Source organism: Gemmatimonadota bacterium (genome assembly GCA_009692115.1).
GTDB lineage: Bacteria > Gemmatimonadota > Gemmatimonadetes > Gemmatimonadales > GWC2-71-9 > SHZU01.
Genome location: SHZU01000004.1, coordinates 23,044 through 44,819 on the forward strand (window position 1 = coordinate 23,044; position 21,776 = coordinate 44,819).

General features: G+C 66.1%; 19 protein-coding genes. 7 read left to right on the forward strand and 12 right to left on the reverse strand.

From position 1 onward, the window contains the following. Window positions 1-10 precede the first annotated feature (10 nt). Window positions 11-1,354 (forward strand): amino acid permease, encoded by a 1,344-nt coding sequence (locus tag EXR94_05985; GenBank protein MSR02273.1) that lies wholly within the window; start codon window positions 11-13, stop codon window positions 1,352-1,354. On the opposite strand, the gene EXR94_05990 is transcribed toward EXR94_05985, so the two are convergent. Further along, window positions 1,326-2,168, reverse strand: a complete 843-nt coding sequence (locus EXR94_05990) for a hypothetical protein (GenBank protein MSR02274.1) — start codon at window positions 2,166-2,168, stop codon at window positions 1,326-1,328. The two genes, EXR94_05985 and EXR94_05990, sit on opposite strands and share 29 nt — an antisense overlap. A gap of 25 nt (window positions 2,169-2,193) precedes the next feature. Next, entirely contained in the window at window positions 2,194-5,862 is a 3,669-nt protein-coding gene (locus tag EXR94_05995; protein ID MSR02275.1) for a TonB-dependent receptor, read from the reverse strand. Window positions 5,863-5,917: 55 nt separating this feature from the next. Between EXR94_05995 and EXR94_06000 the strand changes: the two genes are divergently transcribed. Genes EXR94_06000 through EXR94_06010 form a run of 3 tightly spaced genes read left to right on the forward strand, consistent with a single transcriptional unit; the run spans window position 5,918 to window position 8,553 of the window. Beyond that, on the forward strand, window positions 5,918-6,856 hold the full coding sequence (locus EXR94_06000) for an ABC transporter ATP-binding protein (protein ID MSR02276.1): 939 nt from the start codon (window positions 5,918-5,920) through the stop codon (window positions 6,854-6,856). After that, complete coding sequence (locus EXR94_06005; protein ID MSR02277.1) at window positions 6,853-8,091, forward strand: ABC transporter permease; 1,239 nt, start codon at window positions 6,853-6,855, stop codon at window positions 8,089-8,091. Before EXR94_06000 ends, EXR94_06005 begins: the two co-directional genes overlap by 4 nt. Window positions 8,092-8,103: 12 nt before the next feature. Further along, window positions 8,104-8,553, forward strand: coding sequence for a beta-carotene hydroxylase (locus EXR94_06010; GenBank protein MSR02278.1), 450 nt, complete (start codon window positions 8,104-8,106; stop codon window positions 8,551-8,553). On the opposite strand, the gene EXR94_06015 is transcribed toward EXR94_06010, so the two are convergent. The 6 genes from EXR94_06015 to EXR94_06040 form a co-directional block, all read right to left on the reverse strand. Next, window positions 8,543-9,430, reverse strand: coding sequence for a phytoene/squalene synthase family protein (locus tag EXR94_06015; GenBank protein MSR02279.1), 888 nt, complete (start codon window positions 9,428-9,430; stop codon window positions 8,543-8,545). The two genes, EXR94_06010 and EXR94_06015, sit on opposite strands and share 11 nt — an antisense overlap. Next, the gene (locus EXR94_06020; GenBank protein ID MSR02280.1) at window positions 9,427-10,926 is read right to left on the reverse strand and encodes a phytoene desaturase; all 1,500 of its coding nucleotides are present in this window, start codon (window positions 10,924-10,926) and stop codon (window positions 9,427-9,429) included. The genes EXR94_06015 and EXR94_06020 overlap by 4 nt, the downstream gene beginning before the upstream one ends. Beyond that, a complete protein-coding gene (gene crtY, locus EXR94_06025) occupies window positions 10,923-12,080 on the reverse strand; it encodes a lycopene cyclase (protein ID MSR02281.1) in 1,158 nt (385 codons plus the stop codon). The genes EXR94_06020 and crtY overlap by 4 nt, the downstream gene beginning before the upstream one ends. Before the next feature lie 234 nt (window positions 12,081-12,314). After that, window positions 12,315-12,683, reverse strand: a complete 369-nt coding sequence (locus EXR94_06030) for a type II toxin-antitoxin system prevent-host-death family antitoxin (protein ID MSR02282.1) — start codon at window positions 12,681-12,683, stop codon at window positions 12,315-12,317. Window positions 12,684-12,706: 23 nt separating this feature from the next. After that, on the reverse strand, window positions 12,707-15,142 hold the full coding sequence (locus EXR94_06035; protein ID MSR02283.1) for a hypothetical protein: 2,436 nt from the start codon (window positions 15,140-15,142) through the stop codon (window positions 12,707-12,709). Between the two features lie 3 nt (window positions 15,143-15,145). Then, complete coding sequence (locus EXR94_06040) at window positions 15,146-16,087, reverse strand: D-2-hydroxyacid dehydrogenase (GenBank protein ID MSR02284.1); 942 nt, start codon at window positions 16,085-16,087, stop codon at window positions 15,146-15,148. Between the two features lie 71 nt (window positions 16,088-16,158). On the opposite strand from EXR94_06040, the gene EXR94_06045 reads away from it, so the two are divergent. Further along, window positions 16,159-17,496, forward strand: coding sequence for an MFS transporter (locus EXR94_06045; protein MSR02285.1), 1,338 nt, complete (start codon window positions 16,159-16,161; stop codon window positions 17,494-17,496). A 25-nt stretch (window positions 17,497-17,521) separates the two neighbouring features. Here EXR94_06045 and EXR94_06050 read toward each other — a convergent pair whose 3' ends face one another. After that, window positions 17,522-17,776: a hypothetical protein gene (locus EXR94_06050; protein MSR02286.1), complete on the reverse strand. Its 255-nt coding sequence runs from the start codon at window positions 17,774-17,776 to the stop codon at window positions 17,522-17,524. 11 nt (window positions 17,777-17,787) lie between these two features. Beyond that, the gene (locus EXR94_06055; GenBank protein MSR02287.1) at window positions 17,788-18,939 is read right to left on the reverse strand and encodes a hypothetical protein; all 1,152 of its coding nucleotides are present in this window, start codon (window positions 18,937-18,939) and stop codon (window positions 17,788-17,790) included. 34 nt (window positions 18,940-18,973) lie between these two features. Here EXR94_06055 and EXR94_06060 point away from each other — a divergent pair, with 34 nt between their 5' ends. Then, on the forward strand, window positions 18,974-19,693 hold the full coding sequence (locus EXR94_06060) for a uracil-DNA glycosylase (protein ID MSR02288.1): 720 nt from the start codon (window positions 18,974-18,976) through the stop codon (window positions 19,691-19,693). A gap of 6 nt (window positions 19,694-19,699) precedes the next feature. Here EXR94_06060 and EXR94_06065 read toward each other — a convergent pair whose 3' ends face one another. Next, window positions 19,700-20,164 (reverse strand): DUF411 domain-containing protein, encoded by a 465-nt coding sequence (locus EXR94_06065; protein ID MSR02289.1) that lies wholly within the window; start codon window positions 20,162-20,164, stop codon window positions 19,700-19,702. Next, window positions 20,161-20,736, reverse strand: a complete 576-nt coding sequence (locus EXR94_06070; GenBank protein ID MSR02290.1) for a hypothetical protein — start codon at window positions 20,734-20,736, stop codon at window positions 20,161-20,163. The genes EXR94_06065 and EXR94_06070 overlap by 4 nt, the downstream gene beginning before the upstream one ends. Before the next feature lie 65 nt (window positions 20,737-20,801). On the opposite strand from EXR94_06070, the gene EXR94_06075 reads away from it, so the two are divergent. Beyond that, complete coding sequence (locus tag EXR94_06075) at window positions 20,802-21,743, forward strand: homocysteine S-methyltransferase (GenBank protein ID MSR02291.1); 942 nt, start codon at window positions 20,802-20,804, stop codon at window positions 21,741-21,743. The last annotated feature ends 33 nt before the right edge of the window (window positions 21,744-21,776 follow it).

Sequence of the window (21,776 nt, forward strand, 5' to 3'; positions counted from 1 at the left end):
ACGAGGCCCATTGTCCGACGAACTCAAGCCAGAGCTGGGCCTTCTCGACGCGACGATGATCAACGTCGGCACCATGATCGCGTCGTCGATCTTCTTGGTGCCGGCTTCGATCGCGGCCTATTTCAGCGGCGTGTTCCCGACGATGTTGGTGTGGGTCGTCGGGGCGGTGGTGTCGCTCTGTGGGGCGCTTTGTGTGGCCGAGCTCGGCGCCGCGATGCCGAGAGCCGGCGGGCAGTTCGCTTGGCTGAAGCGGATCTACGGGCCCGTCTGGGGTTATCTGTACGGCTGGGCCGGTTCGGTCATCATCAATCCCGGCTCGGTGGCGGCGGTGGCGGTCGGGTTCGCGACCTACCTGGCGTATTTCATCCCCATGGGGGCCGTCGGTGTCAAAGTGGTGGCGGTCGCCTCGATCATGGGGCTCACCGTCCTCAACTGCTTTGGATTGAAGCTCGGTGCCCTGATCCAGAACATCTTTACCATCGTAAAGATCGCGGCCGTGATGGGGTTCATCGCCGCTTGCTTCTTGATTCCGGGCGGGTCGGCGGCCAACCTGCAGCCATTCTGGACATCCGAACCGATCGGAAGTCTGGCGGCCCCATTCGGCGCGGCCATGGTGCTGGTGCTCTACGCCTACGACGGATGGATCGAGATCACGTACGTCGGTAGTGAAATGCGGCGGCCTGATCGTGATATGCCGCTCTCGATCATTCTGTCGACCGTCCTGGTGTCCGTGCTCTACATCGGCGCGGCCGTGGCGTTCACCTACGTGTTGGGTCATACCGCGGTCGGCCGGTCGCCCCGGGTCGCCGCCGACGCGATGACGGTTGTGCTGGGAACGGCCGGCGCGGCGTTGATTACGACGGCGGTCCTGATGTCGACGTTAGGCGCGAATAACGGGATCATCCTTACCTCGGCCCGGATTCCGTTCGCCATGGCCAAGGACGGCCAGTTCTTTCAATGGGCCGGGCAGGTAAGTCCGACGTACGCCGTGCCGGTGAAGGCGCTCGTGGCGCAAGGGGTGTGGAGTTCGCTTTTGGCCGTAAGCGGCACCTACAATCAATTGGCCACCTACGTGGTGTTCGTGAGCTTCCTGTTCTACGGGATGTCCGCGGCGGGGGTGATCCTCCTCCGGAGGCGGGAACCGAATCTTCCCAGGCCGTACCGGGCCTGGGGGTATCCGCTCACGCCGATCGTGTTCGTGGTGTTTGCGGGCTATCTGATTTGGGACACCATCAAGCAGCAGCCCGTGGATTCGGCCATCGGGCTCGGCCTGCTCGGCGTGGGCCTGGTGTTCTACTACGCTCTGGGCTGGAACCGGGCCCCGGTTACGGAGTCGTCCCCATCAACGCCTTGATGGCTTGGTCAATCCGCTCGGCCGCCGTGGGGTTGGCGGCCTTGAAGGCTTCAAGCACCGCCCGGGCCGAGTCGACAGAACCGGACGCCTTGTAGGCGTCGGCGAGCAGGAAGACCTTCCGGAACTGGCTCCGCCGGTCGTCGCCCGGGTCAAAGGCATGGAGGGCCACCAGCGCGCCCGCGGCATCCTGCCGGTCTTTGATCTGCGACTCGATGACGGTGAGTTTCACGGTCAGGTCGTTAGGCATCCGGCGGGCCAACTCGTCGATCAGGCGCGCGGCCCCGTCTGCGTCACCGGCGGCCCGATCGGCCATGGCCCGGTTGTAGAGCCCCGCCACCAGCAAACGGGTCACGTCGGTCGTGTCGCCGGAGCGAAGCCCCGGGCCCCCCGCGTAGCTGTAGACCAGCTCGCCCCCATGTTCTCCGGCCTCGTAGAGCGCGAACACCGCCCCGATGCCGGCCAAACCAGAAACTAGCCGGAGTGCCGCAGCCGACTTGTGCTTCCTGAACGCCAATCCGATCAGTTCGATTGCCCCGACGAGGAGCAGCATGTTGCGGGCCCGGTTGCCCCATTCCTCGTGCTCTTGGACTGCTTTGACCGCTCCGGGGATTCTCTCAACCGGTCCATGGGCTTGGTCACCCGATTCGGCCGTGGCATATCCGACGGCTCCGGCCGCGATGAGCATGGCCGCGGCCGCGGAGTTGGTCCAGCCGGCCTTGCCCGTGAGCGAAATCAGCCGGAACAACACGCCGACGATCCCGAGCACCATGGCAAAATGAACCAGTTGCGGATGAAAGACAGCAATATCAGGCATGGCGAGGTTCCTATTTTTCAGACTGTTACTGCGGCGGTCCGCCCGGGTCCCGCCGCTGCCGTTGCGGCGCCTTGATCCGGTCCGGCACTCGGTTCCATTGGTCGGTAGTCAAGATACCCTGAATCGCCTTGAGCGCCCAAGCGCTGTTGGCGCGGACCGATTCCAGCACCGGACGCATCGACGCGAGCATCGACCCGGGATCGGGATTCGGCCCCGCCTTGGCAAGTTCCTTCTGAGCCCGGTCGGCCACGGCTTTGGTGAGCGCCCTGAGCGAGTCCGCGGTGGCTTCGAGCCGTGTGACCTGGTCGTCCGTGAGATTCAAAGCGATCCGGATTGCGATGACGTCTGCGGCCGGGTTCGGCAACGTGCTGGTCAACCGGGCTACCATGTCGGCCCCACCGCCGGCCCCGCCCCGCAGCGCGAATTGACCCGGTCCACCGCCGCCCCCCCGCTGGCCGCCCCCGCTGAACTGGCCGCGAAACTGCGCCATCAGGTCCGGCCCAATCGTGTACCGAAGCTGAATCCCGACCTGAAAGGGCTGCCGGATCCCGATCGTGTTGGTGCCGTTGGCCCCGAACCGCTCGTTGACCGCGTAGGTAAACGACTGGGTGGCCGGGTTGAAGCCCTGTACCACCAGCAAGGTCGGGTCCGGCCGCACCGCCTGACCCCACCCCTTGAGGTTGTCCTGGCCATGGAACAGTTGATCGACGCCGATCAGGAAATTGGTGGTAACGAGCGACATCGTGAGCCGGCGGTCGAGTCCGAGAACGGCCGGCCGGAAGTTGAGCTGAAAGTCCACCGAGGTCTGCCACGGTCCCTGGCAACTGTTGCGGTCCGCAATCCGGCCCAGCTGCCTGTTGAGACAGGCGACCGCTCCGCCCGAGGTGGCACCCAAGAGCCGGGCCATCCCGGCCGCTACCGCGGGGTCGGCAGCCGAAGCGCCATAGACGAAGGCCCGGTCGTTCCGGAGTCCGTCCCCGTTCACGTCCGATCCGACCACCGGAGTGTAAGGCGATCCCGAAGTGAAGCGGGTAATCGTCGTCAACTCGAGGCTCCGGGACACCGGATAGGTCATGGTCAAGAGGAGCGAGTGCTTCCGCTGGAAATCGGAGGTGGCCCACTCGCGGACGTTCGGGTCGCCCGCCGTGGTGGCCCCGCTCAAGCCCCGCTGGGCGCCGCCGAACGCGAAGGATGATTGATCCCGCGACCGATTGAACGTGTAGGACGCATTGAAGAACGCCCCGTTCCGGGTCACGCCGTTGGCTGAGAGCGTCAGCTGAGTCGACCGCGACCGGAGCTCGGAGTCGAAGACGAGGACGTTGCCGTACTCAACCACCCTGCGAGAGGCAGCCAGCGGAATCGATCCGGTTCGGGGGTCAATGGCCGGGATCGGCACGAACACCGGCCGCTGCTCCGCAACCAAGGTGAATTGGGCGGCGCCGAGATTGAGATCCCGGACTCCGAATTGGCTCCGGCCTAACGCGTGGCTCAACTCCGCGCCGTAGGTAATCAGGCCGAACCGGCGCTGCACGCCGAGCGAGGTTCGGACCGCTCGTGGGGCGGTGAAATCGGGGTCGAACCCGGTGATCGACGGACTCCGACTCGGGACGCTCGGCCCGGGCCCGCCGCCCACGCAGGAGGTGGGTATCGACGCCGGATCGGCCCGATAGGCGTGCCAGTCGGGGGGCGGCGCGTTGGCGCCGATGCAGACCAATTGTGCCTCCGAGCCCGCGAAGCCCGACGCCGCCTGGGCCGACGAGAACAGACTGCCGGGGGCGGGGCTTCGGAACTCGCCGATCCCGCCTCGGACCACCAGTTTCGGCGGCCCGTCCTCCGAGCGAATGAACCAGGTGAAGCCGATCCGGGGGCTCACTCGCCACTCCGTTGGCCACCGGTCGGTCCGGATTCCGAAGAGCGACTCGGCCGCCGGATTCCGGGCTGGGGCGCCGCCGTAGACGGCCCCTTCGAACCGGGCGCCGTAGGTGAACTGGAGTGCATCGGACAGCTGCCAGGTGTCGGCGGCGTACAGCGCCATTGCCGTTTGATCGGTGGCCCGGATCGTCGGCGCCAGGGTCCGGGTATAGCTCGCCGGCCGGCCCGCTTCGAGGTCGGCCAGCGAACTATAGGTGTAGGTCCCGAATCGATTCTGGGTGGCGTCGGTTTCGCTGCTGGCCCGGTTGAACAAGCCACCGAGCTTGATCCGATGGGCCCCGTTGCCGGAGATCAGGCTCAGTTCATTGGTGGCTTCGAACCCGGAGCCGCTCGATCGTTGCGGCAATCCGGGCAAGCCCCCGAAGGTCAGGTTGGTGGCCCCGCGGACGTCGTCGAGATCGGACACCACCTGGACTCGGCCGGCCGGCAACGCGGTTTCCAGCGGGGAGTTGGAGGTCGAGGACGATCGATAGGCCCGGAACTCGTTGATGACCGTGGCGCCGAACCGGGAGTTGGCGGTCAGCATCACGCCGCCGCTCTTCTGCGAGGAGCGGGTGTCGAACGCCGGCACCGACAGTTGGCCGAACCGGGTCGGCTCCTGCCGGTTGCCGCGATAGTCGCCGCGGAGCGTAATGGTATGACCTTGGGTGACGATCCAGTCGAGCCGGAGCAAGGACGAGACGTCGTCAGTGTGGCGACTGCCCTTGGCCAAATCGCTGTTGACCGGTACGCCGAGGGTGCCGAGCAGCCCCAACAACCGGTCGGCGGAATCCGGCGCGACCCCGAACCGCTGCAGCGTGGCCGGGGCGGCCGACAAGAGGGTCTGCAATTCGTCGCCCCGGAACCGGCCGAGCCCGGAGCCGAAGGCAAAGAGCTTGTTCTTGATCAGCGGGCCGCCGAAACCGAACGACACTTGGTGCTGGTTGAAGCCGGTGGCGAACGCGTCGTCACCCGACTCCACCGTCAGGTCCTGGTCCCGGAGGCCGTAGTTGATGGTACCCTGGGTTTGGTTGTTGCCCGAACGCGTGGTGCTCGCCACCAACCCGCCGCTGAATTGGCCCCGGGCGGGGTCATAGCTCGACGTAATGACCCGGGTATTGCGGACCGCATCCTGGGGAACCGAGGCGCCGCCGAAGGTCAGACCATCGAGCGTGACAGCGTTGGAGGTGGGCCGCTGGCCCGCCACCGAGAAGCCGCCCGGGGTCGAGTCATTGCCGGTAATCGAAACGACCCCCGGCACCAGCGTGGCGAGGAGCGTCAAGTCGCTGGCGTCGATCGGGAGCCGCTGGACCTGGTCGGTGGTGAGGTTCCGTTCAGTGGCGCCCGGGCTTGGCGCCTGGTTGCCGGGACCCTGAGGGCGCCGGGCGGCCACCCGAAGCTCCTCGAGCTGGACCGGGGTCGAGCTCAGCTTGACGTTGGCGACGATCCGGTCCTCGTCGGCCTGGCGGACAATCGTTCGCTGGACGGGTACCATCCCGATGAAGCGGACCGTGAGCCGGTACTGGCCGCTCCCGTCAGGAAACAGAATCGTGTAGCGCCCCCGGGCATTGGTCTTGGTGGAGCGGGTGATCTGGGTTTCAATGGAGAGAATGGTGACGACGGCATCGGCCAGGGGGTGGCCCGATTCGTTGGTGACGATGCCGGTGATGATGTCGGTCGAGGAGGCCGCCTGGGCCGCAAGGGGGGCACCGAAGGCCAGGGACACGAGCCAGCAATAGATCAATCTCGACATGTGCTTGCTAGTACGAGGCATGGGGGCCATTCGTTGACGAGTGTCCTTGACGGGCCGGGGGCGGCGGCCTCTAATTCCCCCGCGAATGGCGCCTCCCCTCGAATTGACCGATGTCCGCCGAAGCTATGGCGCCGGCCGCGGCCTGGCCGGGGTGGGCCTCACCGTGGCGGCCGGCCAGATCTATGGGCTCCTCGGTCCGAACGGGGCGGGCAAGACCAGTCTGGTCCGGGCCATTACCGGCCGGCTCAGGCTCGATGCCGGAACCGTTAGGCTCTTCGGCCGGGATCCCGCCGATGTCGAGGCCCGCCGACGGCTCGGTCTGGTCCCGCAGGACATTGCCCTCTACCACGATCTCTCAGTCCGGGAAAACCTCTTCGCCATGGGCCGGTTGGCGGGCCTTTCGGCCGCCGCGGCCCGGGCTGCGCTGGCTCGGGCCCTCGAATGGATCGACCTGGCCGACCGCGCCGATAGTCTGGTCGGCACCTTGTCGGGGGGCCAGCAGCGGCGGGTCAACTTGGCCGCGGGAACCCTGCACGAACCCGGGCTCCTGGTGCTCGACGAGCCCACGGTCGGCGTCGATCCGCCGGCCCGGGAAGGGATTCATCGCCTGCTGCTCGAACTGAAAGCCCGGGGCACCGCCATCCTGCTCGCCACCCACGACCTCGAACAGGCCGCCGAGCTCGCGGACCGAGTCGGAGTCCTGGTCCGGGGCCGCCTCGCGGCGGAGGGGTCGGTCCCCGCGCTGGTGGCGGAGTGGTTTCCGGCTGGCGCGAAAGACCTGTCGTTGACGTTAGGCGCCGCTCCGCCGCCGCCGCCGGCGAGCCTGGTGCTCGAGGAGGCCGGCCTCACGCCGGATCCGCCCCGGATCCTCTGGACCGGTCCGTTCCGTGGCGGGGTCGCCGGGCTGCCGGGTCTCTTGGCGTCGCTGGCCGCGGCCGGCGCCCCGGTGACCAATGCCCGGATCCGCGAGCCCGGCCTCCATGGGGTGTTCTTCCGGGTGGCGGGCGAGGAGATCGTCGGATGACTCGGGTGGTCCTCTGGATCATGGCCCGCGGGTTCCTGCGCGACCGGGGGGCCCTGCTGATGAGCGTGGTGCTCCCGGTGGCCGTCTTCCTGGTGTTTGCCGCGATCTTTGCCGGCGCGTCCGGCGAACAACTCCAGATCAACGTCGCGGTGGCCGACGAGCAGCACACCGAGGAGTCGGCCCGCCTGATGGCGGCGCTGACCCGTGACTCGGCGCTGGTCGTGACGGTCGTGACGTCGGCCGATTCGGTCCGGGAGCGGGTCCGGGCCGGTGCCGCCGACGCGGGGCTGGTGGTCCGCGGGGCCGGTCGCCCGCTCACGGACCTGACCGGGGATGGCGAGGCTCCGATCCTGGTCGTAGCCGATCCGGTTCGCGCGGTGGCCGCGAAGATCCTGATGGGACAGACGCAACGGGCCTACTTCACCGCCTTGCCGGATGTGGCCCTTCGAAGCACGGCGACGCTTATCGGCGAGGCGTTCATCACCTACACCGAGGCTCAGCGCGACAGTCTCGAAAGCCGGTTTGCCGAACTTCGGCAAGATCTCAAGGAGTCGGATCCCAGCTCCTCGGCCGATCCGGGGCCGTTCGACGGGCTGATGCTGCAGTCCACCGTCGGCGCCGCGTCACTCGGGGCCAGTCACGTCGCCTACTACGCCGGCGCGGTCGCGATGCTGTTCCTGTTCTTTTCGGCGGTCCATGGCGCCTTGACGCTGGTCGAGGAGCGGGACGCCGGTCTCCTCGACCGGTTGCTGGCGGGGCCGGGGGGAATGACCGCGGTGCTCGGCGGCAAGTTCCTGTTCCTGGTGGTGCAGGGGGTGTTGCAGGTGACCGTGATCTTCATCGTGGCATGGCTTCTCTACGACGTCGACCTGCCGGGCCGATGGCTCCCGTTCATGGTCATCACCGGGGCGGCCTCGATGGCGGCCGCGGGTCTGGCCTTGGCCTTGACGGCCGCCAGCCGGACCAAGCGGCAGGCCCAGACCATGGCCAATATCGTGATCCTGATCATTTCGGCAGTGGGCGGGTCGATGGTTCCCCGGTTTCTGATGCCGCCGTTGATCAAGTCGTTAGGCTGGCTGACCCCGACGACCTGGGCGGTCGAGGCCTACAGCGGTCTATTCTGGCGGAACGATCCCCTGGCCGACTTGGTGTTGCCGGTGGCCCTGTTGCTGGGGGCCGGACTGGGCGGCCTCGTCCTGGCCCGGGTGTTTGCGCGGCGGCTCGAGCGGGTCTAGAATTGCTTCGTGATGCTCTGGATTCTGGTGTTCGTGGCCACGCTGGTGGCGATGGAAGGTTTTGCCCACCTGATGCACAAGTACGTGATGCACGGTCCATTATGGATCCTTCATAAATCACATCACGAACCCAAACACGACCGGCTCGAGCTGAACGATCTCTTCGGGATCGTCTTCGCCATTCCCTCGATCCTGCTGATCTGGTTCGGCACGAGCGGCTCTCCGCTGTTGTTGCCGATCGGGGTCGGGATGGCCGGCTACGGCGTGGTGTATTGGGGTTTCCACGACGTCTTGGTCCATCGCCGGATTCCCCATGCGTGGTTGCCGAAGGGCGGGTATCTCCGGCGGATCGTCCAGGCCCACCACATCCATCATGCCACCCGAACCAAGGACGGCGCCGAGTCGTTCGGCTTCCTTTACACCTCGGATTTCAGCCGAAAAGACCGGTCCGTCAGCGAGTAATCCGCCGGATGGCGGTTTCGAGCAAGCTCCGGCTCATCAAAAACACCTTCCGCCCTCCCGACACCATCGCGCGCCGGTCCCACGCTTCAGTGCCCCGGCTCCGGATCACGGCGCCGATATCCGAGTAGATCCCGCGGGCCGCCGTAATCGACCAGGCGCACCGAAACGGGAGATGATCGATACCGTCGTCCCCGCTCCGGTAGTAATGCTCCGCCTCATCGAGCAGCCGGCGGACGATGGCGGCCACCGCTCCGCGGTGCTCCGGCCGGCCGACATCGGCGGCGGCCAGGCCGGCTTCCCGGAGCCAGCCTAACGGCAGGTACACCCGGCCGATCCGAGCGTCATCGATCACGTCGCGCGAAATGTTGGTGAATTGCATGGCCGTGCCGAGGTCCTCCGCGCGCTGGAGCGTGGCCTCGTCGCGAACGCCCATGATCCGGGCCATCATCCCCCCGACCACGCCGGCTACATGGTAGCAGTACACCCGGAGCTGCTCGAGGGTCTCATACTGGCGCCCCTCGATGTCCATGCCCATGCCCCGAAGCAACTCGAACGGTAAATCCGGCGGAATCCCGTGCTGGCGGACCACCCGCGCGATGCCTTGAAAAACCAGGTCGGACGTCGGCTCGCCGCGATAGGCGGCTTCGGTCTCGGACCAGAGGATCGTGAGCTGCTTCTGCTGCTCGGCGGGATCGATGATCTGCTGGCCGTGGCCCATGGTCTGGCCGTCGATTACGTCGTCACAGTACCGGCACCAAGCGTAGAGTTGGTACGATCCGGCCCGAATCGTCGGGTCGAGCAGGCTCGCGGCCTTCGCAAAACTCCGGGAGCCTTGCTTGAGAATGACCCGGCAGTGCTCGATGACGGGATCGGTCATGGTGCCCCCTCGAAAACATCGTCCAGCACCAATGACGCGGTGGCTTTGGCCGAGTTCACGACGCCGGGCAATCCCGCTCCGGGATGGGTTCCCGCGCCGACGAAATAGAGTCCCCCGATGTCCGGGTCCCGGTTGTGAACCCGGAAGTACGCGCTTTGCCACAAGACCGGCTCCAACGAAAAGGCCGATCCGACGTGGGCGTTCAATTCGGTCTTGAAATCTGCCGGCGTGAACAAGCGTTGGGTGACGATCTCGCTCCGAAGCCCGGGCAGCAGCTTCTGTTCGAGGTACTGGTAGATCCGATCGGCGTACCGGGGTCCGACCGTGGCCCAGTCGAGATCGGCCCGCCCGAGGTGGGGCACCGGAGAGAGCACGTAGAACGCCTCGCAGCCTGGTGGCGCCAGACTCGGATCGGTCGTGGTCGGCGCGTGGAGGTAGAGCGAAAAATCATCGGCCAACTTGCCGGTGGAGAAGATGTCATCGAGCAGCCCCCGGTACCGGGGCCCGAACAACACCGTGTGATGCGCGACATCGGGGTACTTCCGCTTGGTGCCGAAGTAGGCCACGAAGAGCGACATACTGTGCCGCATCCCGGCCAGTCGCTCCCCGCGCTTCGCGGCGATCCGGCTCCCCTTGAGCAGCGACTGGTAGGTGTGCACCACGTCCGCGTTGCTGACCACCGCGTCCGCCGGCAATCGTTCGCCTCCCTTGCTGACAACGCCGGCGGCCCGGCCGCCGGTCAGGTCGATCCGGTCGACATCGAAATTCATCCGAATGGTGCCGCCCAAGTCTTCGAACAGACGGATCAGACCCTGGACCAAAGCACTGGTCCCCCCGCGGGGAAAGAACACCCCCCCGTTCCGCTCGAGGTAGTGGATCAGGGTGTAAATCGAGGAAGCCGCAAAGGGATTGCCGCCCACCAGCAGCGAATGAAAGCTGAACGCCTCTCGGAGGTGCGGATCCTGAATGTACTTGCTGACCATGCTGTAGACGGTCCGATAGGCCTCGAGCTTGATCAGCTGCGGCGCGACCCTGATCATGTCGCGAAAGTTGAGGAACGGCACGTGGGCCAGCTTGGTGTAGCCGGCATCGAACACTTCGGCCGTGTAGTCGAGAAACCGCCGGTAGCCGGCCTCATCGGCAGGGCACTTGGCCCGGATCTGGGCCAAGGTGGCTTCGAGGTCGTTGTTGTACTCGAACTGGAAGCCGTCGTCCCAGAGCAGCCGGTAGAATGGGTCGATCGGGATCAGGTCGACGTAGTCGGCGAGTGAGCGCCCCGAGAGCGCGAACAACTCGGCCAAGCACTCGGGCGCGGTGATGACCGTGGGTCCGGCGTCGAACGTGAACCCCTGGTCGTGGTAGACGTACGCCCGGCCGCCGGGCCGGTCACGCCGCTCGACGACGGTGGTCAGGATCCCGGCTTGCTGGAGCCGGATCGCCGCGGCCAGGCCGCCGAACCCGCTTCCGATGACGACCGCCCGCTTCGGTTCGGTCACGATTCGATCCGTTCGGGCAGGCAGGCCAGAGCTCGGCGGATCGGGACCGGTGGGCGGCCGGTCAGCAGGCGGATCTTGTCCAAGGTCGTTAATCGATCGGCGTAGAATCGGGCGATGGTCGGTTCCGGCAATCGATAGAATTTCTGGAGCACCCGATACCGGTCAGCCGGTTCGGCGGCCCGAAACAATAGTCGGTTGAGCATCCGGAGGAACCATTGCCGCTCGAACGTGGCCCGAGCCAGCGCCGTCAGGGGGCCAGTCAACGCCTCCGAGGTCAGCGTCGGGGCCGTGGCGATCAAGTCGGCTGTCCGGACCGCGTACGGCAGCGAATACCCCGTCGTCGAGTGGATCAGCCCGGCCCGGATCCCGATCGTCGGCACCCCGGGCTCCTGGATGGCGGTGATGTCCTGGTACCGTCCGGCCAACGGAATCGGGAGTGCGCCGCGCTCCTGACGGAGTTCCTCGGCAACGGTCCAACCCCGGGTGGCGAGGTATCGTTCGATCACCCGCCGCGACAGTCTCTCGTCATGCGCCGGTTGGTTGCCGTAGACCGTGTCTTCGACGAGGACCACGTCGGGGCCGAAGGGCAGCACGTAGATGAACCGGTACCCGTCCTCCTGGGCCACGGTGGCGTCCATCAAGAGGGGCGCGGTCAAACCATGAGGGGCGGTCAGCCGCAACTCGAGGCCGAGGAACCGCTGATAGCCGAGCGCCAGCCGGACGCGCCGGTCAAAACCCCGGCCGTCGACGACGGCTCCTGCCGTCAGCACGGTTCCATCGTCGAGCTCAACGGTTGACGGGGTAATCCGCCGGGCCGCGGTCTTGACTCGAATCCGGTCCCCGAAGCGGGCTGTGGCGCGGGCGGCAATATCGGCCGAGTCGAGGCTGTGATAGGAGCCGGCCAACCGCCGGGAGTACAGCGGGAACCGGACGTCGGATGACGGCCAAGAGGCCCGCGCCAATTGGCCGACCCAATCGCGGGCTTCCGGCTCCAGATCGGTGCCGTGGTAGGACCAGGTGTGGTTCCCGCCAACGACCGGCCCCTGTTCGATGATTAGGAACGTGGTGTCCGGCCGGAGGTCAGCGATCCGCCAGGCCAGAAGTAAATTGGCGAGGCCACCGCCCACGAGTACGAGGTCGACCGTCACAATCAGGTGAGGCTCGCGAGCGGGTGGGTCATTTCAGGGTATTATCCAGCCAGATGATGGGGGCGTGAGGCCCCTAAAGTATCCCTGCAATGTAAGCCGATTGCGAACCGGGGCTTATTGGAGGATTGGACGTGGGTCGGCGGCGGTTTGACCGGGACGGTCACGGCATGTTTCGGTGGTGCTACGGGAGGACCGGAAGGCCGAGTTGCTCAGCATTGGCACGGATCCGACGATCCAGCGTCAATACCTGGAGCCGAGGCTCCGCGGCGCGGAGTTCGAGGGCCTGGCGCTCGACTCGGCGGAGAGGATCGTCGCTCGTCGCTCGTCGCGGAGCTCGCCGAGCACCCGGACCGCGGTGCCGTCCGGGACGCGCCGCGGTTGGGCCGGATAGGCCTCGGCGCTATTCGGCAAACCAACCTCGATGGTCCGTTCTCGCACCATCGACGCCAGGGCCGGGGCAAGACCGCCCTGGTCCGAGTAGGCGGTCGGTTGGCGCAGTTCGGCGATAACTTGGCCCCGGTCGGTAATGAGGATCTGCTCGCCCTGCTTGACCGCCCGGAGGTGTTCACTCAGGCGGTTCTTGAGTTCTCGAACGCCGACGGCTCTCATCCAGCCATTGTACCTACGTGAGGCTACAACGGCAAGAACGGGCTCACGCGCTGGAGTGCCCTGGCAAACTGGCCTTCCAGGTTCGGGATCGGGGTGCCCTGATAGGCGGTCCGAAGCCGCCCGAGCGACACCTCGAGCGCTCGTTTGAGGTCCGCGGCGGCGGCCTGCTTCGTGGCCGGCGTGGTGCTCCCTCGTTCGCCGATCCAGATTGGCGCGGTGTGGGCAAAGGCGTAGCTGTCCATGGCGGGCCAGGATGTCGTCGTGCCGCCTAACGCCCGGGCCGCCACCCATCCGCCGGTCGGGAGTTTGATCCTGCCCTCGTAGTGCTTGGAACCCGGCGCGTTGATCCCCGCGTGGGTCGCCACCACCGCTCCATTCACGACGATTTGGACGGAATCGACCCCGACCGCGCTATGGAGGTCGAGCGCCCAGGCCACCTCCCGCTTGGTGCGGGTCAGGATCTCGCCCGGGCCCTGTCCTTGAATGGTGAGATCGAGCATTGGGCCGGTGGTGACGAACGAGCGGCCGGATTTGAGCCCCGCCAAATAGCCTCGGTAGCCGAGTGCCGGATCGCTCTTCACGTAGACCCGTGTCGTACCGACGGCCATGGTCCGGTAGAAGTTATTCATCACATCGGTGCCCGCCGACGGCGTAATGACCGACCCGAAATTGAGCAGCCGATACCACATGGCCATCGAGCCGATTTCATCGCTCCAGAGGCAGGCCAACTCGATGGTGTCGAACTCGCCCAGAATCCCGTCGGCCACCATCTCGACCGGGATCCGCGCCATGCCAGCCTCGGAGAACGGGTCCTGCCCGACGATCGGATGGACGTAACTGCTGATCCCCCCTTGCCGGCGGGTATGGGCCAGTACCTCCTGATTGGCTCGGTCATCCCGCCCGTGGACCTGGTATCCGGGTCCCCAGATCCAGGGCCAGAACAACTCGTCCGTGCCGACCAACCCGAGATGGCCGAGGAAATGGGACCGGACCTCTTGTCCCCAGGCGATGAACGGGGGCTTGGCGGTGGATCGCCAGGCAAACCGGCCTTGGTCCTCAAACCTGGTGTGCAGGTTGGCCAGCAACGGCGTCAGGACATCCAGGGCTTCGGCCCGGGCCATGGGCTCGAGCACATTGGGCTCTAGCCAGTAGGGGCCACCGTAGTTGAGATGGAAGTGATGGTCGCCGCTCATCCAACCGTTGGCGCGGGCATCCCAGACCGGGGCCAGCGTGAGTTCCACGGTGCCGCCGGCCGGTGCGATTCGGGCCGAGGCCTCGGCGGTGGGCGTGGCCAAGCCTTGAACCGCCTTCACGGAGACTTGACCGACCGGCGCGGAAATCAAGACGCTGCCCTCGCTGTAGAAGAAGGCCAATCCGTTTTGGCCGTCGAACCGGGGCTGGCCCTCGTCAGGGAGGAGCGGGTGGCCGTTGGCGTCCGCGACATGCAGCCGGGCCGCCGCGGCGCCGGCGCCGATGAGCTTGGTGTCGATTCGAAGTTGGCCCATCGGAGCGCCCCAGTTCCAGCTCTGCACCACCACGGGCGATCGCGGTCCGCCATCGGCCGGCATTCGGTATAGCCTCATCCGTTGGGCGTCATCGGCCTCGGCGAAATAGACCGATTTTCCGTCCGGAGCCCACGCCGGCGTCAGCGGCATCCCGCCCGCCAGCTTGATCGAGTAGGGCGAGCCGTCAATCGCAATCAACCGGAGTTCCCAGCTCTGCTCGTCGCTGCCCGGCCAGGTGAGCGCCACCGTCCGTCCGTCAGGGCCTAACGCCATTCGGAGCATCGACAGGATCGGACCGGAGAGCAGGGTCCGCTCCTCGCCCGAGTCGAGGGTCCGAAGCCGGAGGTCGTCACCGGTGCCCTTGGCGATGTAGAGAATCCGCTTGCCGTCCGGTAACGGAATCGGCTGGAGCTCCTGGCCCGTCGCCGTGGTGACTCGGCTCTTGGTACCCGACGTCAGGTCGATCGTCCAGATGTCGAGGTCACCGGCCACGGCGGAGCTGTAGTAGAGGGTCCGGCCGTCCGCCGTGTAGCTCGGGTCGAGTTCGATGCCGACCTCGGCCGCGAGGACGCGCTCCCGTCCCGACGCTAAGTCGCGTTCGACGATTGAGGTTTCGCGGGTATCGTCGCGGACGAACGCGAGGGCGCGACCGTCGGGCCGCCAGGCCGGCCTCGAATCTATGCCGCCCCCCGTGGTGATCCTGGTTGCGGCTCCGCTTGCCAGGTCCATGGTCCAGAGCCAGCCGCGACTCGCGAACGCCAGTCGGGTTCCGTCCGGCGACACGGCGGGGTCGATCGGACCGATCGTCAGGGACGGAAGCTCGAACCCCTCCAAGTACACGTGATGGCTCATGCCGGCAATCTTGGGGTACCGGTTGGTCCATTGGGCGCCGAGCAGAGCCGGGCCGCCTACCGTGATCAGAGCCGCCGTCGCGAGCGAGTGTCGGATTGTCATAGGTCAGTAGCCAGTGGTCGGATCGACCAGGGTTCGGGGTGATTCGCCGTGTTCGACGCTTTGGAGACTGGCCAGAAAACCATCGGCCGTGGCTTGGATGGTGCTCGGGCCGCTGTTATGGGGCGAGACGACGATCTTGGGATGATCCCAGAGCGGTGAATCGGCCGGCAACGGCTCAGTGACAAAGACGTCGAGCGCCGCGCCCCGGATCCAGCCGCGATCGAGGGCATCCGGAATGGCAGCCTCGTCGATCACCGCCCCGCGGCCCACGTTCATCAGGTAAGCACCACCACACTCGGCCAGTCGGTCGCGGTTGAGAAACCGGATCGAGTTCTCGGTGAGGGGTACGGCCAGGATGATCCAGTGCGCGCCCCGGACGGCGGTGGCGAAGTCCGCGGTCTTCGAGACCGTGTCGAAATCGGGCCGCGGCGCGCCACTCCGGGAGATCCCGGACACCGGGCAGCCCAAGCCGCGAAACGCCCGGGCAATGCCGCTCCCGACGTCGCCGGTGCCGACCACCACCACCCGTTGCCCGCGGAGCACCACGGGCTCCGTGCTTCGGTCCCAGACATGGTTCAACTGATCGGCCGCCAAATCGACCAACCGCTGATTGGCCGCGAGCGCCCGGCAGACGCACCACTCCGCGATGGCGGGTCCGAAGTCCTCGCCGCTCTTGGTGAGCATGATGCCTGGAGGCAGCGGCCTTCGAAACACCAGCCCGTCGACCCCGGCGCCGATCGAATGAATCCACCGGACGTTGCCCCAGGAGTCGACGGCCGGCTTTCGAAACCCGACATAGACTTCGGCCCAGTCGAGGTCGGCGGCGTTGATGTCGCCCGGCCGCTTCATCCTAAGCGTCAGGTCGGGGCGGGCGGCGGCAATGAGATCCCGGATCTCGGCGACATGCTCGCCGGCGATGAGGATCCGTACCGGTTTCAAGGTCATTCAGGGTTCGCGATGGCTGGAACGGGAATGTAACCGGCGATAGCTTACCGGCTACTCCGAAAGGTATCCTGGTGGCATCGATTTCTGGAACGGCCCCGCGCCGGGACATTCCCGTTACCAAGCGGGAGATCTTCGGATGGGCGATGTTCGATTTCGCCAATTCCTCCTACACCACGGTGGTCATCACCGCGGTCTATAGTGCCTTCTTCGTCGGCTACATCGTCCCGAAGGATTCGGTCGTCCGCGATTCCTACTGGTCGATCGCGATCCTGCTGTCGATGGTGGTGGCCTTGGTCCTCTCGCCGCTGGCCGGTGCGATCCTCGACTACAGCGGCAAGAAGAAGACCTATCTCCTGGCCAGTTGCATCCTCTGTTCGCTCGGCACCGCCGGCCTCTATTTCGTGAGCCCGGGTCAGGTGTGGCTCGCCATCCTCCTGGTGGTCATCGGCAACGTGGGATTCATGCTGAGCGAGTCGTTTTGCTCGAGCTTCCTGCCGGAATTGGCGACAACGGAAAACATGGGCCGGATTTCGGGGCTTGGCTGGGGCATCGGCTACCTCGGCGGCCTGGTGAGTGTCTTCCTGGCCTCCAAGCTGATCATCCTGAGTGACCCGAGCACCGATCTCGCCCGCTATGTCCACGAGAACCAACTGGCGATGCTCGCGATGGGCGCCTTCTTCATCATCGCGGCCATGCCGACATTTGCCTTGGTCAGGAGCCGGTCGCTTCCGGCCCCGGGATACGAGAACGCCCCGCTTAGCAAGCTGATTCGGGCCGGCCTCGCCGAGTTTCAGCAGACCTTCGTCACGGCGCGGCAGCACCGGATTCTGTTTCAGTTCCTGATGGCGTTCATGGTGTACATGGCGGGGCTCGATGCGATCGTGAAGTTCGTCGGGATCTACGCCCGCGAAGAAATTCACCTGTCGGGGGGTGAGTTCGTCTTGTTGTTTCTTGCCCTCCAGCTCTCCGCCGTGGCCGGGGCGCTCGGGTTCGGGTTTCTCGAAGGCAAACTCGGACCCAAGAAGACTGTGATGATGACGCTCGTGTGGTGGATCATCGGGATCTTAGGCATCTATTTTCTCGATGCCATGAGTGCGGCAACCGGCGTCGGTCCGAAACAGCTGTTCTACGGTCTGGGCCTGTTTGCCGGCGCCGGGATCGGGGCTACCCAGGCGTCGAGCCGGACGGTGGTTGGCCTGCTCGCACCCGTCGGCCGAAGCGCCCAGATGTTCGGCTTCTGGGGCATGTTTTCGAGGTTCGGTAGCATCCTGGGTGTGGGCTTCGGGTTCGTAGCGGACGCGTTCGGTTCGAGACGGGCCGGGATCCTTCTGGTCCTGGTGTTCTTCGTGACGGGTGCGCTCCTGTTGTCTCGGGTCGATATCGATCGGGGGATTCGGGAGGCACGATAGGGCTCACTCGGCACTCGGTGCTCGGCTAGTCTTTGGGTTTGGCGAGGAGGCGTTCGGTGAAGTCGAGGCGTTCTTGCACTTCGCCGAGTTCTTGGCGGAGGGCGGCGACCTCGTCTTCGAGGGCCGCCATCCGGGCGTCGGTTTCGGGGTTCGACATCGATCCGTGCGCGGCGTCGGCTTTGAACTTCTGCATCTTCACCAGGTTCGTCATCACGATCGCTACGACCGGAATCGACAAGGCCAGGATTGGGATCAGCATGGCCAACGCCTGTTTGTCCATTGGAGTGCCCCCTATTTGCCGACCATGAGTTGCCCGTCCTTCACGACCACCCGGCCGTTGGCCGTGACGGTGGCGTTCGGGATGAAGAGCAAGACTTCGCCGTTGCTCGACCGATTCTTGCCGCCCGATTCCCAGTTGTCGCCCACCGCGAGCCGGACTACGCCGGCGCCGTAGCCGTAGTAGGGCATGAACCCGGACGGCATGACGCTCTTCAGTGCCGGGTTGGTGCCGATCACCAGTTCCCCCGGCACGGTCTTGTCACCGGTGGCCTTTTGCCAGGTCGAGACGATGGCCTCGGCGCCCCGGCTGCTTTCGAACGTGGTGACCCGGCCCTTGGCGAACGTGACCTTGAGGATCGGGGACCGGGTGTCGAAGCTCGAGTAGCCGATGTAGGTGCCCTCGACGGCCGTGATGTCGGTCGTACGGAAAACGCTGGCCGGAAGTTCCTCTTGCCGGTCCCGGACCGACCGGGCGTCGGCCACCTTGGCCCGGCTGGCGTCGCCGGTGTTGCGGTGGATCCAGGCATTGGGCAGCACCTTGAGGGTCAGGTTGGTCCCGTTAGACGCGGTGATGGTGACTGTGGCGCCCCGCACCGCGGTCTCGACGGCCTCGATCCGGTTTCGGAGCCGGTCGGGGGCAACGCTCACGGCCGCGGCATACATCGCCTCGATCGCCGGCACATCGGCGGTGTCCGGAGGCAAGAACCAATGAAAGTGGATCGACCGGACCTTCGACCGCTCGACCAGCCGTTCGAACGGCCGCTCGGTGACAGGCGCCAGGCCGGTCGGGAGCCAGATGGCGGCGTCGGCGCCGGCAAACGCCACGGACCAGATCGAGTCGCGCCGAGCCTTTTGGAGCGCCTGGGCCGCCGGGGGCAGGCGGCGGGCTGCTTCGAGCTCCAGCGGACCGGGCGGGGAGATTTCGGCGGCGATGACGCCGCCCGCGGCGGTGATCGCCGAGCGGAGCGCCGGTGCGGTGCCGCGATCGGCACCCTGGTCCCAGAACAGAACCACTCGTTCGCCGGGGGCGAGTTTCAGATTGCGGTTGACGATCAGATCGGCGATTCGGGGCCAGTCGACCCGGCTGGCGGAGCCGGTTTGGGAGGACACCGGCTGTGAGGCGGTGGCCGCAAGGGCCAGCGGAAGGATCCAAGAACGGAGCATGATACTAAGCTAGAGGACCCACTAGAATTCCGCGATGTCTCCCATCGGCCCGCTGCCCATGACTCTCCGGAGCTTGACCGCCGTTTCCCGGGCCATCGTTGCGTGCCGCCGCTGCCCCCGATTGCGGGCCCATTGCCGGTCGGTGGCGACCGACAAGACCGCGCGGTATCGGGATCAGGCGTACTGGGGCAAACCGGTGCCCGGCTTCGGTGATGCCCGGGCCCGGCTGCTGGTGGTCGGGTTGGCGCCGGGAGCCCACGGCGCCAACCGGACCGGCCGGCTCTTTACCGGTGATTCGAGCGGCGACTGGCTCTACGAAGCCCTCCACCGCTTCGGGTTCGCCAACCAGGCCGAGTCGGTGTCGCGGACCGACGGCTTGGTGCTGTCGGATTGCTTCATTTCCGCCGCCGGCCGGTGCGCTCCGCCGGGCAACAAACCGACCTCGGACGAGTTGACCGCGTGTCGCGACTATCTCGAGGCGGAAACCCGGCTGCTTCGGCACGTCCGGGTGGTGGTGACGTTAGGCGGTATCGCCCACGAACGGTGGCTCAAAGCGTCGGGCTGGTGGGAGCGGCTCGGCCCCGGGGGCCGGCCGGGGTTCGGGCCCGGCGTGGCGAGTCGGCTGCCATCGGGGATCGTGCTGGTGAGTTCCTATCACCCGAGCCGGCAGAACACCCACACCGGCCGGTTGACCAGGCCGATGTGGCATGCGGTGTTTCGGGAGGCCCGGCGCCTCGTCGAGGCGACGCCGTAGCCGGGCTTAGGCTCTGTGCTCCGCGAAGACGGTCGGAGTGCCCTTGAGATCGAACGACAGCACGGTGTAAGCGACGAAGGGTTTCCCATCCATCCCGGGCGCGCTGGCGGGCATGCCGGGGATGGTGAGACCCACGACGCCTTTCGGCTTGGCGGCGAGCAGCTTCTTGATGTCCGAGGCCGGCACGTGACCCTCGATGGCATACCCCCCGACCACCGCCGTGTGGCAGCTCCGAAGTTCCGGCCCGATGTGATACTTCTCTTTGATCGGCTCGATGTCGGTGGTTTCCTTGACCGAGGCCATGAACCCGTTGGCCTGGAGATGATCCACCCACTTCGAGCAGCACCCACAATTGGGGTCTTTGTAGACTACGATGGCCACTTTGGCCTGGGCCTCGAGGATCCGGGGCAACACCACGGCCGCGCCGGCCACGGCGCCGAGCCGGATCACGGCCTCGCGTCGATTCATCATGGTTTCACAGCTAATCGGAGTTGAACGGCTTTGGCGATCTTTTCTTCCAGGCGTCCGGATGTGGTACAAAACATCACGTCGTTTCGGCCATTCGGCAGGTCGATCGCGTGGGCAGTCACCAGGGTGGCCACGGTGACCTCGTTGTTGGCGGCGGCTTTCACGAATCCCGCGATCGAGAAATAGACGACGTACGAATCAGCGTTGGGCCCCGTCAACCCTTCACCGCACCGAAGGTACTGGGACAGTGGTTGCTTGCCGAGCCGACGCATCATCTTGGCTTTGATCGTCCCGACCTCGCCGGCGGCTTGATCGCTGTAGCTCATCGGAATATCAAAGGACTTGAACACCTCGGTCAGGGCCAGCCAGGCCGCGTCGCGCCCAGCTGCGACCGTAACACTCGAGGGCAGTTCGGACGGCCGTTCCATCATCCGGGACATCAACTCCGGCGGAATGAACCGGGACGAGATCGCCCCCGTCGATCCACTCGGCACCGTGGTGGGATTCTGGGCCATCACCCCGCCGCTCACCCCGACCACTAGCGTCGCCAACGCCGATCCGATTCTATGGTTCATTCAACCCTCCGTGGTGTCCGTGAAAAGTAACTCGGAATCCGGTGATTTGGGGCTATCTTGCCCGCATGACCGGATTCCAGTCGCCCCTGACCCCGTTTCTGGCCCAGCAGCGCTTTACGGTCCTGGACGGCGGCTTGGCAACCGAACTCGAACGCCGGGGCCATGATCTCAACGACCGCCTCTGGTCGGCCCGCCTCTTGATCGAGCGCCCGGACGCTATTCGGGCCGTCCATCTCGACTACTTCCGGGCCGGCGCCGACATCGCGGTCACCGCCAGTTACCAAGCCTCGTTCGAAGGCCTGGCCGCCCGGGGTCTTTCGGGCGCCAAGGCCGAAGCCGTTTTGACTCGGAGCGTGACCCTGGCCCGGGAGGCCCGGGACGAATTTCAATCCGAGTCTGACGACCCGCGCCGGTTGCCGCCGCTGGTCGCGGCGTCGATCGGCGCGTACGGCGCCACCCTGGGCGACGGATCGGAGTACACCGGCGTCTATCCCGCAACCGACCGCCAGCTCCGGGCCTTCCACGCGGCCCGGCTCGACGTCCTGACAGCGGCCGGGCCCGATCTGCTCGCCTGCGAAACGATCCCGTCGCGCCGGGAAGCCGAAGTGCTGGCCGATCTGCTCGAAGAACGATCCGGGCTGCCCGGCTGGATCTCCTTCACCGGAAAAGACACCAAGCACGTTGCCGACGGTACCCCGTTCGCCGAATTGGTCCGGAGTCTTGGTCAGGCTCGGTCGGTGGTGGCCCTGGGTCTCAATTGCACGCCGCCGCACTTGATCGCTCCGCTGCTCGAATCCGCAGGTGACTCCGGCGAAAAACCGTTCGTCGTGTACCCGAATGCCGGGTCGAGCTGGGACGCCAAGGCAAAGCAATGGAACGGCGAGGAAGCGGGCGAGTCGATTCCCCGGTTGGTCGATCGGTGGTGCGATCTCGGGGCCCGGGTGATCGGTGGTTGTTGCCGCACCACCCCGGACACGATCCGGGGGATTCGAGAACGTCTCCATTGAGCTAGACAGCGGCACGATGGCTGGAACGAGACG

Bases quoted from the DNA above. Each gene is read 5' to 3' on its own strand.
- EXR94_05990 (MSR02274.1), bottom strand. From the start codon at position 2,168: ATGCCTGATATTGCTGTCTTTCATCCGCAACTGGTTCATTTTGCCATG.
- EXR94_05995 (MSR02275.1), bottom strand. From the start codon at position 5,862: ATGGCCCCCATGCCTCGTACTAGCAAGCACATGTCGAGATTGATCTAT.
- EXR94_06000 (MSR02276.1), top strand. From the start codon at position 5,918: ATGGCGCCTCCCCTCGAATTGACCGATGTCCGCCGAAGCTATGGCGCC.
- EXR94_06005 (MSR02277.1), top strand. From the start codon at position 6,853: ATGACTCGGGTGGTCCTCTGGATCATGGCCCGCGGGTTCCTGCGCGAC.
- EXR94_06010 (MSR02278.1), top strand. From the start codon at position 8,104: ATGCTCTGGATTCTGGTGTTCGTGGCCACGCTGGTGGCGATGGAAGGT.
- EXR94_06015 (MSR02279.1), bottom strand. From the start codon at position 9,430: ATGACCGATCCCGTCATCGAGCACTGCCGGGTCATTCTCAAGCAAGGC.
- EXR94_06030 (MSR02282.1), bottom strand. From the start codon at position 12,683: ATGAGAGCCGTCGGCGTTCGAGAACTCAAGAACCGCCTGAGTGAACAC.
- EXR94_06035 (MSR02283.1), bottom strand. From the start codon at position 15,142: ATGACAATCCGACACTCGCTCGCGACGGCGGCTCTGATCACGGTAGGC.
- EXR94_06040 (MSR02284.1), bottom strand. From the start codon at position 16,087: ATGACCTTGAAACCGGTACGGATCCTCATCGCCGGCGAGCATGTCGCC.
- EXR94_06050 (MSR02286.1), bottom strand. From the start codon at position 17,776: ATGGACAAACAGGCGTTGGCCATGCTGATCCCAATCCTGGCCTTGTCG.
- EXR94_06055 (MSR02287.1), bottom strand. From the start codon at position 18,939: ATGCTCCGTTCTTGGATCCTTCCGCTGGCCCTTGCGGCCACCGCCTCA.
- EXR94_06060 (MSR02288.1), top strand. From the start codon at position 18,974: ATGTCTCCCATCGGCCCGCTGCCCATGACTCTCCGGAGCTTGACCGCC.
- EXR94_06065 (MSR02289.1), bottom strand. From the start codon at position 20,164: ATGATGAATCGACGCGAGGCCGTGATCCGGCTCGGCGCCGTGGCCGGC.
- EXR94_06070 (MSR02290.1), bottom strand. From the start codon at position 20,736: ATGAACCATAGAATCGGATCGGCGTTGGCGACGCTAGTGGTCGGGGTG.
- EXR94_06075 (MSR02291.1), top strand. From the start codon at position 20,802: ATGACCGGATTCCAGTCGCCCCTGACCCCGTTTCTGGCCCAGCAGCGC.